Here is an 18,677-nt window from a genome sequence, read left to right on the forward strand (position 1 = left end):
TATCAGTACGTTATGACCAGTTTCTTTCTCATCAATCGTTGATTGAGGGTCGTTTCCAAAAAATAAATGCCACTTGACAGGGAAGAAATATCCAGTGCATTATCCACCGTTTTTTGCTGCAGCACCTTTTGGCCGAGTTTGTTAAAGATAACGACTTCATCGATCAATTCACCATTTATGCCCGTTATCATGATCATATCTTTTGCGGGATTGGGATAAAAAATGATATTGTCGCCTTTCCCTTCAAAATACAGGTCAATGATATCCGAATACTTAAATGCTCCGTTAAAATCCACTTGTTTGAGCCTGTAGTAATTTACGCCATTAAAAGGTTGACCATCCATGGCATGATAATTTTCCAACTGGAAAGAATTGCCTTTGGCACCCACCTTTTCCAGTAATAAAAAATGATTTCCATCCACACTCTTTTCAATTTCAAAATGACTGGCATTGATTTCCGTTGCGGTACTCCATGACAATTCGACCTCGTTTGAATTGGCTTTCCTTGCGTTAAAAGAAATCAATTCGACGGGCAATACCTGACTGATGGTAAAATTGGCATTGGAAACGTCAAAAAAGGTGGAAGCAGCTTTAAAGGTTCCTCCGACGCTGCATTGCACTAAAACCCTGGCCGATGAGGAAGAAGTATTGGGCACCGTAATATCCTGAGAACCGTCATTGGGCACATTGGTGGCAACGGAAGTAAAACTGGCTCCTCCATCCGTAGATACGAGAATATCCACATTGGCACAATGACTGCTGGTACCGTTTACATTCCAGGTGACGGTTTGCGTTGAGTTGCCGGACCATAATTCTCCTCCATTGGGATATGACACGGAAAACGGACCGGTATTCGCCACTGTTATGACCATCCCGTCTTTCCCGGTTCTTCCCCAATTGGCATTATTATCCCGGACAATAAGATTAAAATTGAGCGTTCTTGCCGCGCAAGGCAATTTCTGCCACGTTACTCCATTGTTGTTGCCGTTTAATATTTCACTCCAATCCGGCAAAATTTTGAAATTATCATATACCGGGTCTTCGAATTTAAATAAGGGCGCATTACTGGAGGAGCAATTTGGAGGGCCTGATACAGCGGGGCCAACGCCATCATATTGTTCCCAGAGATAGGTGAGTTGACCAGCCGGATCATTACCATCCGTGGCACTTCCCACGAGGATAAAAGGCGTTTGTTTGGGAATAGTGATATTGGCATTCGCATTGACGGAAGGAGCAGAGGCATTGCCAGCCCCTGGCGTGGAATTGGTTTCACATCCACCCCAGGTATCGATATAATAGTTCATCTCTCCCAGCGAGGCAGAATGAAAGTATTGATTGCTGTAACCCTGGTAACTGGCCGGAGCACCACAAACGCCGGCATAAGACATGATGGAAGAACCTTCTCCCGGCTCAAAGCGAAAATTTATTTCTGAATTTTGACATTCCGTAGAGGCAAAATTATGCGGTGCATAAAACTGGTGGCCAATTTCATGACAGGAATAATCGACGATCAATGTGGTAAACGAAGAGTTATTGCCCGAAAATCCTTCTGCTTTGTAAGGATCCCAGCAAACAACCCCACCAGCTGCAAGGCCTCCTGTATTGGCCCACATCAACAAGTGCCCGACATCATAATTGCCGTTGCCCAGGGCATTATCACATTCTATCTGATTCTGGTCAAGCATGGCGCTCTGGTCATTGGGATTAAAAGGATCGGTATTGGGATTGGGAAAAATCAGAGCGGCATTGGTCACCAATGTGAATTTCACGCCCAAATCCGTCATATAAATGGCATTGACCACATTCACTGCCGAAGCAAGGGAATTCAGGACATTGGTCGTGGAATAAGGTGCTCCACCGAACTGTTGGCTATATTCCCCCGAAGTGACATAGGCCAGCCTGAAGGTTCTCAAATTAGCCGGATTTCTGAATTCCATATCGCCCCTTCTGTCCCAGGTGTCTCCTTCCCGCTCGCTGGCCTCAAAAGCACACTTTACCAGCTGACCACCGTTTATGTCTTTTTTATTAAAAACGATGTGACGGGAGTTATCGCCTTTATACAAAGGTTCGATAGCATAAGTATTGCTGCCTTTAAATACTACGGCATGGAATCCGGTTTCGCTGATATCACACCTTATGGGAATGGTCGGATCCTCCTGGGCATAACCTTCGAAGGTCTTAACCGTGTACAGATGCGCTACCTCCGGGGCCACAACTGTATTTTCAAAAACGTAAAAAGCATCCAACCCGCCTTCCGGGTTTGGAATATGGATCAGCAATGGATTTTGGTTTTTAGTGCTGGCTGTTACCAAAGTAGCTTTTTCCAATTCAACCTTCAGCGCGGAAATATCGAGTTGTTTCAATTGAAAGGATTCCGGCAGTTCCCCCAACATAAGGTCTTCCTGCGATCGGTTGGCTTGCATTTCAAAGGTTTGCCAATACTGGGGGGTTGCTTTTTGAGCAGAAAGGGAAAAGGTAAGCGCTAAAAATAGCCCGATGAATTGAATGTTTTTCATACTTTGTAATGGTGAAATTAAAAGGTGTAATAATAAACCGGAGAAGGGGATTTCCATCTTGTGCCCCGGGTAAAAAATGCAAAATTACAGTAAAAAATATATCTGCAAAGAAGATATTTATTTTACCCTCAAAACGCCCCTCAACCTGATATCATTGGAAGAAGCGCCTATCATTATCCTGAATTCGCCCGGTTCAATGATCCTGTTCAGATTTTCATCCAGCATAGTCAATAATTCCGGAGTTATTTCAAACCGAAATTCTTTTGATTCGCCTTTTTTTAAATGAATGCGCTGAAATCCTTTTAACTCCAAAACCGGCCGGGCTACTGAAGCCAACAGGTCTTTGATATACAACTGTACCACCTCGTCACCATCGTATTTTCCGGTATTGGTAACCTTAAACTTTACGCTTGTGCTCTCGCCTGGTGAAATTTCCGGTTTTTCAATTGTAAGATCACCATACTCAAAATCGGTATAACTCAGGCCATAACCAAAGGGGAATAGGGGTTTCCCGCTAAGATTCAAATAATCGTCACCCCGGCCCGTTGGTTTGTGGTTGTAATACAAGGGTAATTGCGATTCATGGATGGGAAAAGTTATGGGCAAACGACCGGCAGGATTGTAATCCCCAAACAAAACCGCTGCCACGGCATTTCCGCCCTCATCGCCGGGATACCAAACATCTATTATGGATGAGACCTGGTTGATCCAATTCATCATGGTTATCGCACTTCCGCCCGATAAAACCACGACTACCGGTTTTCCTGTGGCTACAATTTTTTCAATCAATTCCTCCTGATGCCCAGGCAGGGAAAGGTAGGCCCGATCCTGGAATTCTCCTTCTTCGATCCCCGCCACCACAATCGCGACTTCGCTTTTCGACGCAATGGCCACGGCCTCTTTGATTTCTTTCTGCCACGGCTCTTCCACCCCCAGATTCCAAATCATTTGAAGCCTTACATTTCCGACCGTTTCGTAAAACTCCAGTTTGATATCGTAGGTTTTATCTTTTTCAAAGAAATAGCTCGTGGTAAGTTCCCGGAATGTTTGTTTTTTCCAATTATCAATAATAAGTTTTTCATTGATAAACAGCCGGTATCCATCATCCCCTTTTAATCCGATTTTAAAATTTCCGGTTTCAGAAGCCAGCAATTTGCCCGTCCAGCGAACCGAATACCAATCATAATTGATTTTTTCCTGATCAGGAGAAAATAAGGTCCACCTGAAATTTATGTTCGGGTCAATCCTTGTCAATACAGGTGTTCCCTCCAACGTAATATTATTAAAATACTCGGCTTGTAATCCGGATGCTTTTTTTCCATTTTCAGCATGGAAAAGGTTTTCCTGTGGAACGGGGACAAATGCAGCTGATTCCCTGCCACAACCCGGAGCAAAATTTATGGCACAGGTTTTTCCGACTTTATTTTCAAGCCCCTTTAAAATGCTTACAGGATTATTGCCCGGTCCGGAATAACCGCCGAGCCTTGCTTCTGCGGCATCAACACCAATAACGGCAATGGATTGAATATTTTTATCGAGCGGGAGAAGGTGCTTTTCATTTTTCAACAACACAATGGATTCAAGTGCGGCATTATGGGCCAACTGCCTGTTTTCCGCTGAGCCATTCCATTTTTCGGCCTCACCGGCATCGACATACGGATTTTCAAACAACCCCAATTTGAATTTAGCCCGCAGCACTCTCCTGACCGCTTCGTCAATGGCTGTTTCGTCAATCAGGCCTTTTTCAAAAGCATCAAAAAAGAGCGGATAGTGATCATAGGAAGTCTGGAAGATCACATCCAATCCATTTTCTATGGCCTGGGTGGTAGATTCCGTATAATCCTTCGCCGTAAAATGCAATACATTAGCCCCCCCGGTAGCGCCTGCATCCGAGATGACAAAACCCTGGAAGCCCCATTCCTTTTTCAATTTTTGATTCAACAGCCAATCGTTAGCGGTACACTGCCTGCCGTCCAGCGAGTTATAAGAAGTCATCACCGACCAGGCTTTTGCCTCCTGGAAACAAGCTTTGAATGCCGGGAAATAGATTTCTTCCAACAATCTTTCATTGTAGTGAATGGGATAACTGTCCCTGCCGCCATCTCCTACGTTGGTAATAAAATGTTTGGGGGTGGTCATCACACCTGCCTGTTCAAATTGAGTAATAAAAGACAATGCCATTTGAGTAGTCAAAAAAGGATCTTCGCCATAAGTTTCTTCGGTTCTCCCCCATCGCACATCCCGTGCGATATTCAATACAGGGGAAAGAATTTGCCGGATCCCTCGCGATTTTGTTTCCAGGGTAATGGCCCTGGCCACATTCCCCATTAAAAGCGTATCCCATGTCGCTGCCAAGGCGATGGATTGCGGAAAGGCGGTCGCCCCTTCTCTTACCAAACCATGTAAGGCTTCATCAAAGGCAATGATAGGAATACCCAGCCGGGTTTCTTCCACAAAATATTTTTGGATCTCATTGATTAATAGAGCGGTTTCCCTGGCCGTTCCTCCACCGGAATAGTCCAGCAGTTGTTCCGCTTCATTACCCGACTTTGCTTTTGTCGCCACCTGTAGGCCGAAAATGCCGTTTTTATACTTTTCCTTCCCATCGGATAAGTCGCCGGGGATCATGAACAATTGCCAGAATTTTTCTTCGAGGCTCATCCGCGACAAGAGATCGTCCACCCTTTCCTCTATGGGCAATTGAGGATTTTTATAGGGCAATTTATCTTCCTTTTGACAGGAAATGAATCCTGTTATTACAAATGCAAGCAGCATTGTCTTCAAAACAAACCCGGATCGTTTCGTCATTGTTTTAATTTAGCACTGTTCAAAATATTTTTGGCCGAAATGATCCTTTTACTCCAGCTCCAAAATGGCAACAGATTTCCCGGGAAATTCAACTTTGTTTTGCAATGGGTATTCTTTTGAAGTTAAAACGTCCTTTCCCTTAGAAAGGCCTTTTGTCATTTCCGCATACCGGCTCATATCCACTTCGGTAGCCTTGTCATTTTTATTCATGAGTACCATGATCTTTCCTGATTTATTATACCGGAAATATACGTAAACACCGTCGTTAGGTACAAACTGCATCAGTTTCCCATCGTGGATAACATTGTTGGTTTTACGCCAGTTGAGCAGTTTACGCATATAATTTTGTGCGTCTTTTTGCTGATCGGTAAGTCCGGCCCCGGTGAAAGCATTCACCTCGTCACCTGCCCAGCCGCCGGGAAAATCAGAACGGATCAACCCATGGTCTCCGGGTTTGGCAGCGTTCTCCATGAGGATCTCCGTGCCGTAATAAATTTGCGGAATACCGCGCATGGTCAGGTAATAAGCGATTCCCATTTTAAAAAGATCATAATCTGCTCCCATCTGGGTATAAAAACGATCCATATCGTGATTGTCCGGAAAAATGACCAGGTTATCGGGGTCCGGGTATAAAAAGTCCAGCGCCAGTTTTTCATAAAGCTGGATCAAACCGCTGCCATAGTTTTTTTCTTCCTTTACCAGGGCCGCGGTCAGGGCTGTCTGGATCGGAAAATCCATCAGGCTGGGCAGACAGGAAGTGTAACCATCATGGTTTACTTTTCCTTTTTGCCAATAAGAAACGATAGCCGGGTTATCCACCCATTCTTCTCCTACTATGTTGAAATCGGGGTATTCATCCATCACTTCACAAGTCCAGCGCGACATAAAATCCTTGTCCGGATAAGGATAGGTATCCATCCGGATCCCGGCGAGGTCAACGTATTCTATCCACCAGATGGTATTGTAGATCAGGTAATCAGCCATTAGCTCATTGCGTTGGTTCAAATCCGGCATGGTGCGGACGAACCAACCATCTGAGAATTGCTTTTTATCGAATTCGGAGGCATGGATATCCTGGATCGTATTCCTGCGGTGGCTGGTATTGACGTAATCCCCGCCGTAGTTGATCCAGTCTTTGGTTGGCGGATCTTTGACAAACCAATGCTCGGAGCCACAGTGGTTGACGATCATATCCATGATCAGTTTGATGCCCTTTGCCTTAGCCTCTTTACTCAGCCGGCGATAATCCTCATTGGTGCCAAACCTCTCATCTACCTTATAAAAATCGGTGGTGGAGTACCCGTGGTAGGAATATCTTTGCATATCGTTTTCCAAAACAGGATTCACCCAGATGGCCGTAAAGCCCATATCGTGAATATAATCCAGGTTTTTTCGCATCCCTTCAATATCTCCCCCATGGCGTCCGCCTCCAAAAGAACGGCTGGATTTTTCGAGCATGCCTTCCACATTGTCATTTTCAGGAATGCCGTTGGCAAAACGATCGGGCGTGATGAGATACATTACATCGGATGTGTTGAATCCTTCCCTCATGTCGGAATTTTTTTCCCGCTGGAGTAAGGAAAAAGGATGCCTTTCCATGACTTTTTCGTCTTTTTTAAATTGTATATCAAAACTCCCGGGAGCGGTTTCTCCGGCAATGTCGAGGTAGATGAAAATATAGTTCGGGTTGTTGGTTCTAACGGTAGAAGTAATGGTGACGCCTTCATACTCAATCACCGGAGTCCAGGAGGCAATATCATCCCCGTAAACCAGGATCTGAAGTTCCGTATTCTTCATGCCCACCCACCAGTTGGGGGGTTCTGTACGTGTAATCCTGTTTTGAGCTGTAATGGTATTCAGGAAAAGAATAAAAAGAAGGCAAATATTTATCGTCTTTTTCATATTTTAGGTCCTTTTGTAAGAAGTAATAAACGTTGGATGAAAATCATTGACAAAGTAGCCATTTACCCCGAATTTTCCAATTAACGACCTGGTACAAAAAAGGAATTGCCCTCCCGAACCGGAAGGGCAACCCCTGACAATATTGTTTTGCTTAGCGGACTATTCAGCCCTGTTTTTTCTTCCAATTATAATGGCAAAACCCCGGTAAACAATACATTGACGGTAACCGAGGTGGATGCGCCCACCCCAATAGCTCCGATATCCAGGGAGGATATGACATCGAGCAATATGGTGCCTCCAAGCGCTACCTGACCTGTGCTGTTATTTTCATCATAAGAGGCAAAATGTAATTCGTAATCGCCCTGTTCCAGGAAATGCAATTCGAAATTACCGCTGCCGTCTACCGTGGCGCTAGAAACGGCATGAGTAAAGGTAATGTTGCTTTGTCCCTGTCCCTGGACTTCGGTGTTTCGGTCGAAGGTTCCCTTTTTGTAAGCGTAAACCACCACCTTATCGCTATAGTTTCCAGAGCCGCTGCAATTTCCCTTAATGGTACCGGTTCTGTCTTTAGTAACCACCCTTACCGCGTTTTTCATTTCTCCTGCCGTGACAAAATCATAACTGTCCGCCGGGTTATTGTTTCTCACAATAGCTTTTCTCAAGTCAAAATCTATAACCAGATTTGTCGTCGTTCCGGAGGCCACATCAAAGGAATGATCCACCAGGATTTCATTGTTCGTGGCCACCAGCGCATGTTTTCCACCATCGGTATCCTCCACGTAACAGCCAGGGGAATTGCCGTTCGCATCCTTGTCGTAATCAAGTACAAGGGTAACATTACTGTAGGTATCTACATCAAGGTCGGCATTGGAAAGCAATTTGGTGCTTCCATTCTGGTAAGCAAGCAGGTCGATGGTCGTTTTGTTGAATCCTTGAACGGATTGCCCGTCGACCTGTAGATCGGCAATGGTTACAAAAGCTCCGCTGATATGAGCATCATCAATCGGGGCATCTGTTATTTCAAAATTTACGGAACCGTTTTGTCCGCTGTCTTTCTGACAAGCCATGAAACCAAACATGACCAGCAGAGCGCTTAAGAAAGCTACCTTCTTAAAATTCATAGGATTGAAATTTTATGAGTGTTCAAATGATTAACGGCTTATAAACGAGGTGAAAAATCAAATTATTGCCCGGTGATGAAAGCAGAAATGTTAAAACCCTGTCGACAATATTGCAAAATAACAACATGATTATCAGGTTTTCATGAAAATACAATATCACAACACCATGACAGTCAACGAAAAAGGAGAAGGATATCCCCGGTTCAAAAAACAGAGATTCAAAAGAAAAAAAACTTTGAGGGAACGGAAAAAAGAATCAAAAAAATTATCGGATTTTTACCCGAAGCAGGTAATCATTGGCCTTAAGATAAAGCATGTTTGTTTTGATTGGTGCATCTTTTTTTGTTTTGCAAAATTTAACCATTAACAGATATAAAAGGGTTCAATTTATCGCCATTAAATTAACAATAAGTTTGACCATCAGATCCTTTTCAAATTGACGACATTTTCCACTAACCCGATGCTTTGTTTCAGTACTCCCTTCTTTAGTCTGATAAATTACAATCTGATCTTGTTTTTCCATTTGTCTGTTTTTTGAAGTTATTTCAAATGGAAACAGACGTTTTTTGGGATTAGTTCCCAAAGGATTATTCCCTTATTATCAGACGTCAATTATTTTTTTAACCTCATAAAAAGGTAATCTCCTCCTTGATTTTCATAACTTTTTTTCACTTGCCGGATTTGGCCATTATCGATATCCACCCTTAGTTTTCGCAAGCCAATAGCCACCTCCTCGGTATTTGCCAGAGCAGAGAAGGAAGATATACCTGCCCTGACTTCCGGTTTGAAATACAATTCCGGGGCATGTTTACCACTATAGAGAAAAAGATCATGGAGATCCGGTCGGATAGAATAGGGTTCCATTTGGATGAGGTTAAAACCAGCGGATTTTATGGTAGTGGTCACGAGATCCATTGCAGGCATCTGCCGGATGGAATCTGCCAGCATTTTAGGAAAATAGTGATTGAGCCAATACCCTTTCATCTGTTCCGGGGTGGCGGTAAAAATGACCAGGTGGCCTCCCGGTTTTAATACCCGGTACAGTTCCAGGAAAGCCTTGCCCAGATCGGTCCAGTGATGAATGGTGAGGCTCGCCATAATGCCGTCAACGCTATTGTTTTTCAGCCCCGTATCTTCAGCGGTTCCCAATTTCCAGTCTATATTTGGATTTTTTATTTTGGCTTGTTCCAGCATTTCCATCGAAGGGTCGATGCCGATAAAATCAACGCCTTTCCTGAAAAGGGCATGGGTATAATTGCCTGTACCGCAACCGATATCAAGGTACAACCCATCCTTTTTCGGACTCAACAAATAAAATATTCTTTCAGTCAGGTATTTGTCCGCCTTTCGGGTAAGGTTGTACGTAGCTCCTATCTTATCGTATTTGGCTTTCATTATATTTTTTTAGAACGTTTTGTACCAGAGGGCTCAGGGCAGCCGGCTTAAGAGTCTCGAAAAGCTCCCAGTGTGCCTCTCTTGAATCGAGATCACTCACTGTAGTGTTTAAGGCAACTTTTTTCGGCAATCTCGCTTCATAAATAATAGCAATATGAAATAAGTTGGTAGGATTCCCTTCTTCTTCATAAGCATGATTGAAGGAAGTGACAAATTTCAGTTCATAACCCGGTAAAACAATACCCAGTTCCTCCAGAATTTCCCGCTCCAGGGCTTGCTCAATGCCTTCTCCGTATTCAACGGATCCTCCGGGCAAGTCCAGCAATCCGGTATAGGGGCCTCTTGTTTTTTCGATTAATGCCAATTGATTTTCGGGTGTAAAAACCAGGCAATACACCCCAAAGTGTTGTTTGCGGATCATGGAAGTAGATTTTACCGTTTTATTTTTCAGGAGGAAAATCATCAGAATCAGGGTCTGAAGTATTTTCATCATTCTGTGGTTCGTCTGAATCATACCTTTGGATGAGTATGATCATCAGAACGCCTGTTAAAACAATAAATAAGAGTAAAAACCTCATTTGTTTCTTTTAATAGTATCCTAAAAACCAGCCCTAATTCATAATTAACGTAAAAGCTTTTCGCTATCTACGAAGTTATAACTATTTTAACTCAATTGCCTGAAACAAAACATTATCACCAAAAAAAGAAGCGCTCTGCCAGGCAAAGCGCTTCTGAAATGAAAAAACTTGTTTAAAGTCAGGGGAAACCCTATCTATCTAATTACTATTTTATCAAAGTAACTTCCGGAAGCTGTGTCTATACGCAGGAAGTACATCCCTGCAGGAAGGTTACTCACATCCAGCTTACGATATTGGTCTTGTGTCTTTTGTGTGCTAATCAATTTACCATTGGCATCCATAATCAGGAATTGTTTTTCTCCACCTAAATCTGCAGGCAACTGTATCTCAATAAATGTTGATGCTGGGTTAGGAGAAACTTTGATTTGTCCTTCACTTACCGGGTTTACACTTACCAGTGATGGTGGCAACAATACCGCGTCGATTACGTGCACTACACCATTGGAAGCCTCAATATCCGCTACCGTTACCATCGCATCATTGATGAATACGCCGTCTGCATTGATCGTAATTGTGATGTCTTCTCCTTGCAAAGTCGCGGCCATCTGGCCGTCTGTCAAATCCGTCGAGAATACTGCTGCTCCTCCAATTACGTGGTACAATAAAATCTGGGCCAGTTGTCCTGTTGGATCCATCAGTAAAGCTTCTACCGTTCCGGCCGGCAAAGCTGCAAAGGCTGCATCGGTTGGCGCAAATACGGTGAATGGGCCCTCGCCGGACAGATCATCTGCCAAACCTGCTGCGATAACCGCTGCTTCAAGGGTATTGTGGTCTTCGCTATTGACGATGATGTCTACTACACTTGGGGGGGCCGGCGGCAACAATACCGCGTCGATTACGTGCACTACACCATTGGAAGCCTCAATATCTGCTACCGTTACCATCGCATCATTGATGAATACACCATCCGCATTGATCGTTACCGTAATGTCTGATCCTTCTAATGTAGTGGCCATCTGACCGTCTGTCAAATCCGTCGAGAATACTGCTGCTCCTCCAATTACGTGGTACAATAAAATCTGGGCCAGTTGTCCTGTCGGGTCCATCAGTAAAGCTTCTACCGTTCCGGCCGGCAAAGCTGCAAAGGCTGCATCGGTTGGCGCAAATACGGTGAATGGGCCCTCGCCGGACAGATCATCTGCCAAACCTGCTGCGATAACCGCTGCTTCAAGGGTATTGTGGTCTTCGCTATTGACGATAATGTCCACTACACTTGGGGGGGGCGGTGGCAACAATACCGCGTCGATTACGTGCACCACTCCATTGGAAGCCTCAATATCCGCTACCGTTACCATCGCATCATTGATGAATACACCATCCGCATTGATCGTTACCGTAATGTCTGATCCTTCTAATGTAGTGGCCATCTGACCGTCTGTCAAATCCGTCGAGAATACTGCTGCTCCTCCAATTACGTGGTACAATAAAATCTGGGCCAGTTGTCCTGTCGGGTCCATCAGTAAAGCTTCTACCGTTCCGGCCGGCAAAGCTGCAAAGGCTGCATCGGTTGGCGCAAATACGGTGAATGGGCCCTCGCCGGACAGATCATCTGCCAAACCTGCTGCGATAACCGCTGCTTCAAGGGTATTGTGGTCTTCGCTATTGACGATGATGTCTACTACACTTGGGGGGGCCGGCGGCAACAATACCGCGTCGATTACGTGCACTACACCATTGGAGGCCTCAATATCTGCTACCGTTACCATCGCATCATTGATGAATACACCATCCGCATTGATCGTTACCGTAATGTCGGATCCTTCTAATGTAGTGGCCATCTGTCCGTCTGTCAAATCCGTCGAGAATACTGCTGCTCCTCCAATTACGTGGTACAATAAAATTTGGGCCAGTTGTCCTGTTGGGTCCATCAGTAAAGCTTCTACCGTTCCGGCCGGCAAAGCTGCAAAGGCTGCATCGGTTGGCGCAAATACGGTGAATGGGCCCTCGCCGGACAGATCATCTGCCAAACCTGCTGCGATAACCGCTGCTTCAAGGGTATTGTGGTCTTCGCTATTGACGATGATGTCTACTACACTTGGGGGGGGCGGTGGCAACAATACCGCGTCGATTACGTGCACCACTCCATTGGAAGCCTCAATATCCGCTACCGTTACCATCGCATCATTGATGAATACGCCGTCTGCATTGATCGTTACCGTAATGTCTGATCCTTCTAAAGTAGTGGCCATCTGACCGTCTGTCAAATCCGTCGAGAATACTGCTGCTCCTCCAATTACGTGGTACAATAAAATTTGGGCCAGTTGTCCTGTTGGATCCATCAGTAAAGCTTCTACCGTTCCGGCCGGCAAAGCTGCAAAGGCTGCATCGGTTGGCGCAAATACGGTGAATGGGCCCTCGCCGGACAGATCATCTGCCAGTCCAGCTGCGATAACCGCTGCTTCAAGGGTATTGTGGTCTTCGCTATTAACGATGATGTCTACTACACTTGGGGGGGGCGGTGGCAACAATACCGCGTCGATTACGTGCACCACTCCATTGGAAGCCTCAATATCCGCTACCGTTACCATCGCATCATTGATGAATACGCCGTCTGCATTGATCGTTACCGTAATGTCTGATCCTTCTAAAGTAGTGGCCATCTGGCCGTCTGTCAAATCCGTCGAGAATACTGCTGCTCCTCCAATTACGTGGTACAATAAAATTTGGGCCAGTTGTCCTGTCGGGTCCATCAGCAACGTTTCTACCGTTCCGGCCGGCAAAGCTGCAAAGGCTGCATCGGTTGGCGCAAATACGGTGAATGGGCCCTCGCCGGACAGATCATCGTCCAGTCCGGCGGCAATAACCGCCGCTTCAAGGGTAGTGTGGTCTTCGCTGGCGACCACTATTTCCGTAATCGTCTGGCCAAACGAAAACACCAGAGAGAGTGCTAAAATAATTAAGGTGTTCAGAGTTCTTTTCATTTTAAGAGCATTTAATGGTTAATTGTAAATTAACTTAGGTGATTGTAATGCTCTGAAAACACAGCTTAATTTATTTTGTTTAATGATTTTGTATTTTTTTTAAACAAAATATCAAATTTGTCAGATATATTGCATTTCTGTGGAAATAAACACAAAATAAATTAAACAAAACAACATTCTTAATTATCCATAAAATAGCAATAAATCAATACTACTCGCATTCCTGATTGATCCGTTCAACAGCATCAATATTGAAACCATTGGATTTGGCAACCTGCAGAAGCTTGTCATAAGTTTCCGTATCCAGTTCCTTTATTTTGGAAAGCACCCATAAAAACTTCCTTGAAGGGCTTCCTACAAGCGCATAACTATAATGTTCGTCGAGTGCCATAATGTAGTAATCCCCTGAAAAAGGCCAGAAAAAGCGCACCTTGAGCCTACCCGGAAATTCAGGGTTTGGCACCCAGGCCGTTCCGGTGATGTCCTTAAACCGGGACAGGTCTTTGAGTAAGCGGCCCCGGTTCTCCACCTTGATCTTGCCATTTTCCTTAATGGAATAAGTGGCCGTCACACAATCCAGTCCTTTTTCAAAACGGTTGGGCAATTTAGCCACTTCATACCATTGTCCTGCATATTCATTGATATCTACCTTTGCTACGGTAGGCAGGTCTTTAGCTGTTTTGCAGGAAAAAAGGCCGAGCAGGATGGGAAGTATTAACCTGTTTTTTTTTCATAATGAAATGCATGTTTTATATTGAAAAAATTAATGAGCCAGTTTTTTAATCATCCCGTTGAAGATCGGTCCGTGAAACGGTAAGACAGCGTACCAATAAAGCCTGCCCCATAATCCTAACGGACGAAAGGTCGCGGTCTGGTATAACTTGTTGTCTTTTGTTTTAAACTCCAGCCATGCTTCGCCGGGAAGTTTCATTTCCGCGTACAATAACAACCTTCCCTCTTGCCTGTCGGCATAAAGCACACGCCAGAAATCAAGCGCGTCGCCTGCCGTGATCTCAGCAGGATGTTTACGCCCCCGGCGCAGTCCGACCCCCCCTACCAACTTATCCATAAAACCTCTGATAGCCCAGAGCCAGTCGGCATAATACCACCCGGTGTCACCTCCCAATGACCAAATACGGTCCAGGGTTTGTTTTTTATCTGTGATCACTTCGTTCCGTTTGTCTTTAAAACAACCAAAAGTCGGCACTTCAACGAGATTAGAAATCCCTTTTGATAATATTTCACTCGACTGGGCATCTTTCCAGCTGGACAATACATCGTGCGAAACAATTTTTTCAAATGCGAAATGGATGGCCTCTTCATAAGACAACAACTTTATACCCAGTAGCTCATGCAAGTTATTTTCCTTACAGATGACTTCAATCTTCATACTATCCACCAGGTTGATGGCCAGTTTGTAAGAAGTTGAAGTGACGAAATAGAGCCAATAAGAAGAAAGCTTGGGTGTCATTACGGGGACGATAAAAATTTTGCGTTTTAACTTCCGAACCTTTGCAAATCTCAACAGCAGTTCCTTATAGGTAAGAATTTCCGGTCCGCCGATATCAAAACTCGAATCGAATGCAGGTTTATACAACAATACGCCATACAGGTATTCCAAAACGTTACGGATGGAAATGGGTTGCGATTTGGTATTCAGCCATTTAGGGGTCACCATGACGGGTAATTTCTCCACCAGGTCACGCATGATTTCAAAAGAAGCACTACCAGAGCCAATAATTATTCCGGCGCGCAAAGTGGTCAGGTGATAAACACTGGATGCCAGGACACTTTCTACATTTTTCCTTGAGCTCAGGTGTTTCGAGAGCTTTTCTTCATTGGCGATACCGCTTAAATAAATCACCTGTTTGACCCTGGTTTGCTCCATCCTGTCCTTGAAATTTCGCGCAGAGGTTTCTTCCATTACATCAAAATCATGAATGGAGGATGACATGGAATGGATCAGATAATAGGCAACGTCAATATCTTCAGGAATATTTTTCATGGTTTCCTGCTCAAGAAAATCCAACTCGATAACACTCAGTTTTGAGCTGTTGTATCCGCTGACGTCAAACCTGTTTTTATCCCGCACACAACAAACCACTTCATGCCCCTCGCTCAGCAGGATTGGCAGTAGCCTTTTGCCTATGTAACCTGTTGTTCCGGTAAGTAGAATTTTCATAATTTATACTTTTAAAGTTGACATTCCACCGTCCACATGAATTACCTGTCCCGTCATCCAACCGGATTTTTCAGACAATAAAAATTCAGCAGCATTGGCCAGGTCAGTGGCAGTCCCGATTTTTTTAAGCGGATGACGTTGAGCATTGGCTTCCCGTTTTTCGTCAGTCCCCAATAACCTTGCCGCCAACGGGGTATCCGTCAATGAAGGAGCAATACAATTGACTCTTATTTTAGGGGCCAGTTCTGCTCCAAGCGCACGCGTTAGCCCTTCGATGGCTCCTTTGGATGCAGAAACCTGGGAATGAAAATTAAAGCCTTGTTGCACCGCAACGGTAGAAAACAAAACAATGGAAGCCCCTTCATTTATAAACCTGGGCAAACAGGCCTGGATTACTTTAACAGCTCCGGTCACCTGCAAATTAAAATCCTCCGTGAAGGATTCGGGTTTTATTCTTTTGAACGGTTTCAAATTGATGGTGCCGGGGCAATAGACGAGCCCGTCCAGTTCATCAGGTAAAAAACCGAGGTCCGGCTCATCTTCCAAAACATTAAAAGGAGAATAATGGATTCCATCCGTGGCGTTCTGCACAGGATGACTAAAATAGGTCCCGTAAACGGAATGTCCTGCCTCGGCCAATTGCCGGGACAGCTGTTTTCCTATGCCGGAAGAAGCTCCGACGATGAGGTAATTTTTCATAGCTGTTCTTGTGTTAAAGTTTGATTTTCTATCGTTACATTACAACAAATCGGGCCATCCAATAGTTTTGACCTCCCCAAAATGACGTTAAAACTTTAGGAGGTGCGGAGCAATGGGACTATCTTTGGTTTTCCACTGAATTTTCCTGAGACAGGAAGATTGTTTACAAACCCGGGGCAAATCCATACAAAAACAATACTTTTAACCATTGGTCAACATTTTGTAAACTAATAAAAACCCGATTGCATGAAGAAATCACCGTTTTTTTTCCTGACCCTCTTTTCTATCGTTATTTTTTGTTTTTCCAATTGTAAACCGGACGAACCGGACTTTCCTCCTATTCGTACCCTTGCCGATGTACAGGAGGATTTCAGTAACATGGATATTTCTCCAGGCACCCATGATGAAACCTTGAAATTTTTAAACGAAAAGTCGTGGAATTTCCGCGTGATCGCACCCCAAACCATTTCCGGGCAAACCTATCCTCTGGTCATCCACCTGCATGGGGCTTCCGGAGGAGATCCGGATGCACATAAAAGCACGGACTGTTATGTCGAGCCGGGCTTTGAGAACATCGAAACCTTTATCCTGAGCCCGAACGGAGGCATTGAACTTTGGAACAGTTTCAGCAACCAGGAAATGGTCATCAACTTAATTCTTCTCGCCAAGGCAAACTGGCCCATTGATCCGGACAAGATCGTGGTAACGGGCTACAGTAATGGCGGCAACGGAAGCTGGTTCTTTGGCGAAACCCAGGGCCCGGCACTCATCTCCGCTGCCATCCCCATGGCTTCTTCCTACACCACCCTCAGCACCAACGGCTCGGTAAGGGTCATGCCCATTCCGATGTATGTGATCCATGGAGAAAATGATGAGCTGTTCCCTGTTGAAGAAACGGAAGCCTGGGTCACCCAATCCGTGGATGCAGGGAGTGACATTACTTTCGTGGTGGCTCCGGGTTTGACACACCCCGAACCTTGCGAATACGTTCCGTATTTAAAGGACGCGGTGACCTGGCTGACGGATGTGGTGTGGCAATGAGGCCATAAAAGGACAAGAGGACAAAAGGTCCCGTCTGACCATTTTGAAATGACAGAAAAAGATCTATTTCCCTTTCTGTCCTTTTCTTTCTTCTATCATCGAAGAACTCCCTGAATGCATAAATGATTCAATGCCTGAATGATTTTTTCTCACATTCTCGCATGGCTCCATTCTATCATTGAAGCATCGTTCCATTCCTCATTCCCTGAGAAGTTTTTCCAGGTAGTGATACTCGATGCCGTAGGTGGATTTTATGTTTTGAATTTGTTGCAGGATTTCCGGGTCAGGTTCCTCCATTTCCCGTTGTTTTGTCCCGACGATGAGAATATTTTTAGGCGTGTGTTCCGTGGCGATGAACTCAAAAACCTTGGTTTTATACCCATAAGCTTCAAGGAAAAGCGCCCGGATCGCATCCGTGATGATCTCTGCCTGTCTTTCTTTGAGAATCCCAAAGCGGGTGATCTGAGCAAGATCATCCTCCGGGTCGATTTGCTTGCGGATCTGTTTGTGACAGCAAGGGGCGCAGACGATGACCTGTGAACCGGATTTGATACCGCGGTAAATCGCATCATCTGTTGCCGTATCACAGGCATGGAGAGCGATCAACACATCAATATCCGGTAAGGGAGCATCAATGATGGTTCCTTCCTGGAATTTAAGATTGGGAAAAGATGATTTTTCAGCAATGATGTTGCATTTTTCTACGAGTTCCTTGCGAAGTTCCACCCCGATGACGTTGGGATTCCGGCCGGTTGTCTGATATAGATAATCATAAAGGGCAAAGGTCAGATACCCTTTTCCGGCCCCCATATCCACCACATTATAGGAGGGGCCCAAAGGAGTGGATTTCAAAACACCGTCAATGATCTCGACGTATTTATTGATTTGCCGGTATTTGTCCTGTTTTGTGTTTTTTACCTGCCAATCGGCGGTGGTAATTCCGAGTTCATGCAAATATATATTGCCTTCGGTAGCAATCATCCTGTTTTTCTGCCGGTTGTGTTCCAGGGGTGGTTTTTCTGTTTTGGTGGGTGATTTGGTAGTAATTTTAGTTTTATTTTTCGAATTGATAGTGAGGTGGCGGTCCTCCTTCAGGGTATAAGCTACGGCCTGCAGGAAATCTTTGTTCAACAACAATTCAAGCTGTTCAAGACTCTCCTCCCAGGAAAAATTCTTCGTGATATCTTTAGTAGGATACCGGTAAACAAATGACAAGCGATCCCCTTTTTTGGTCTGAACGGGTTTTACAATGACCAGCTTCAAGTCGTTCGATTTATCGCGTTTATTGGCGAGGGTAAGTTCGACAAAAGTTTTTCCCTGAAGGCTTTCTTTAAGAAATGTTAGGAACTGCTGCATTTGAAAAATAGGCTTTAGCCATTAATTAATTTTGATAAAAAGTAAACATACCGCAAAGTATTTATTTACTTAATCCCGGGTTACAAAGGCAAAGGTAA

At 44.6% G+C, this 18,677-nt stretch carries 14 protein-coding genes; 1 reads left to right on the top strand and 13 read right to left on the bottom strand.

All coding sequences use genetic code 11. The features are described 5' to 3' along the window. Positions 1–2: 2 nt before the first annotated feature. From H6571_10380 to H6571_10435, 12 genes are all read right to left on the bottom strand, one after another. Positions 3–2,516, bottom strand: coding sequence for a T9SS type A sorting domain-containing protein (locus H6571_10380; GenBank protein ID MCB9324130.1), 2,514 nt, complete (start codon positions 2,514–2,516; stop codon positions 3–5). 117 nt (positions 2,517–2,633) lie between these two features. Beyond that, positions 2,634–5,324 carry a glycoside hydrolase family 3 C-terminal domain-containing protein gene (locus H6571_10385; GenBank protein MCB9324131.1) on the bottom strand — a complete coding sequence of 897 codons (2,691 nt, stop codon included), beginning with the start codon at positions 5,322–5,324 and terminating at the stop codon, positions 2,634–2,636. Positions 5,325–5,372: 48 nt separating this feature from the next. Beyond that, a complete protein-coding gene (locus H6571_10390) occupies positions 5,373–7,226 on the bottom strand; it encodes a glycoside hydrolase family 13 protein (GenBank protein ID MCB9324132.1) in 1,854 nt (617 codons plus the stop codon). 185 nt (positions 7,227–7,411) lie between these two features. Further along, positions 7,412–8,347 (bottom strand): DUF4382 domain-containing protein, encoded by a 936-nt coding sequence (locus H6571_10395; GenBank protein MCB9324133.1) that lies wholly within the window; start codon positions 8,345–8,347, stop codon positions 7,412–7,414. Positions 8,348–8,729: 382 nt separating this feature from the next. Further along, on the bottom strand, positions 8,730–8,870 hold the full coding sequence (locus H6571_10400) for a hypothetical protein (GenBank protein ID MCB9324134.1): 141 nt from the start codon (positions 8,868–8,870) through the stop codon (positions 8,730–8,732). Between the two features lie 89 nt (positions 8,871–8,959). After that, complete coding sequence (locus tag H6571_10405) at positions 8,960–9,742, bottom strand: class I SAM-dependent methyltransferase (protein ID MCB9324135.1); 783 nt, start codon at positions 9,740–9,742, stop codon at positions 8,960–8,962. Continuing rightward, positions 9,723–10,163: an NUDIX domain-containing protein gene (locus H6571_10410; protein MCB9324136.1), complete on the bottom strand. Its 441-nt coding sequence runs from the start codon at positions 10,161–10,163 to the stop codon at positions 9,723–9,725. The genes H6571_10405 and H6571_10410 overlap by 20 nt, the downstream gene beginning before the upstream one ends. Before the next feature lie 19 nt (positions 10,164–10,182). Next, complete coding sequence (locus tag H6571_10415; protein MCB9324137.1) at positions 10,183–10,320, bottom strand: hypothetical protein; 138 nt, start codon at positions 10,318–10,320, stop codon at positions 10,183–10,185. A 194-nt stretch (positions 10,321–10,514) separates the two neighbouring features. Next, entirely contained in the window at positions 10,515–13,301 is a 2,787-nt protein-coding gene (locus tag H6571_10420; GenBank protein ID MCB9324138.1) for a fasciclin domain-containing protein, read from the bottom strand. Positions 13,302–13,512: 211 nt separating this feature from the next. Then, entirely contained in the window at positions 13,513–13,914 is a 402-nt protein-coding gene (locus H6571_10425) for a lipocalin family protein (GenBank protein ID MCB9324139.1), read from the bottom strand. Positions 13,915–14,064: 150 nt separating this feature from the next. Then, positions 14,065–15,483: an SDR family oxidoreductase gene (locus H6571_10430; protein MCB9324140.1), complete on the bottom strand. Its 1,419-nt coding sequence runs from the start codon at positions 15,481–15,483 to the stop codon at positions 14,065–14,067. A gap of 3 nt (positions 15,484–15,486) precedes the next feature. Next, entirely contained in the window at positions 15,487–16,182 is a 696-nt protein-coding gene (locus H6571_10435; GenBank protein ID MCB9324141.1) for an SDR family oxidoreductase, read from the bottom strand. Between the two features lie 246 nt (positions 16,183–16,428). On the opposite strand from H6571_10435, the gene H6571_10440 reads away from it, so the two are divergent. Continuing rightward, positions 16,429–17,223, top strand: a complete 795-nt coding sequence (locus tag H6571_10440) for a hypothetical protein (protein MCB9324142.1) — start codon at positions 16,429–16,431, stop codon at positions 17,221–17,223. A 198-nt stretch (positions 17,224–17,421) separates the two neighbouring features. Here the strand turns inward: H6571_10440 and H6571_10445 are convergent, their stop codons facing one another. After that, the gene (locus H6571_10445) at positions 17,422–18,579 is read right to left on the bottom strand and encodes an SAM-dependent methyltransferase (protein MCB9324143.1); all 1,158 of its coding nucleotides are present in this window, start codon (positions 18,577–18,579) and stop codon (positions 17,422–17,424) included. Between the last annotated feature and the right edge of the window lie 98 nt (positions 18,580–18,677).

The sequence above is a fragment of the Lewinellaceae bacterium genome (genome assembly GCA_020636105.1).
GTDB lineage: Bacteria > Bacteroidota > Bacteroidia > Chitinophagales > Saprospiraceae > BCD1.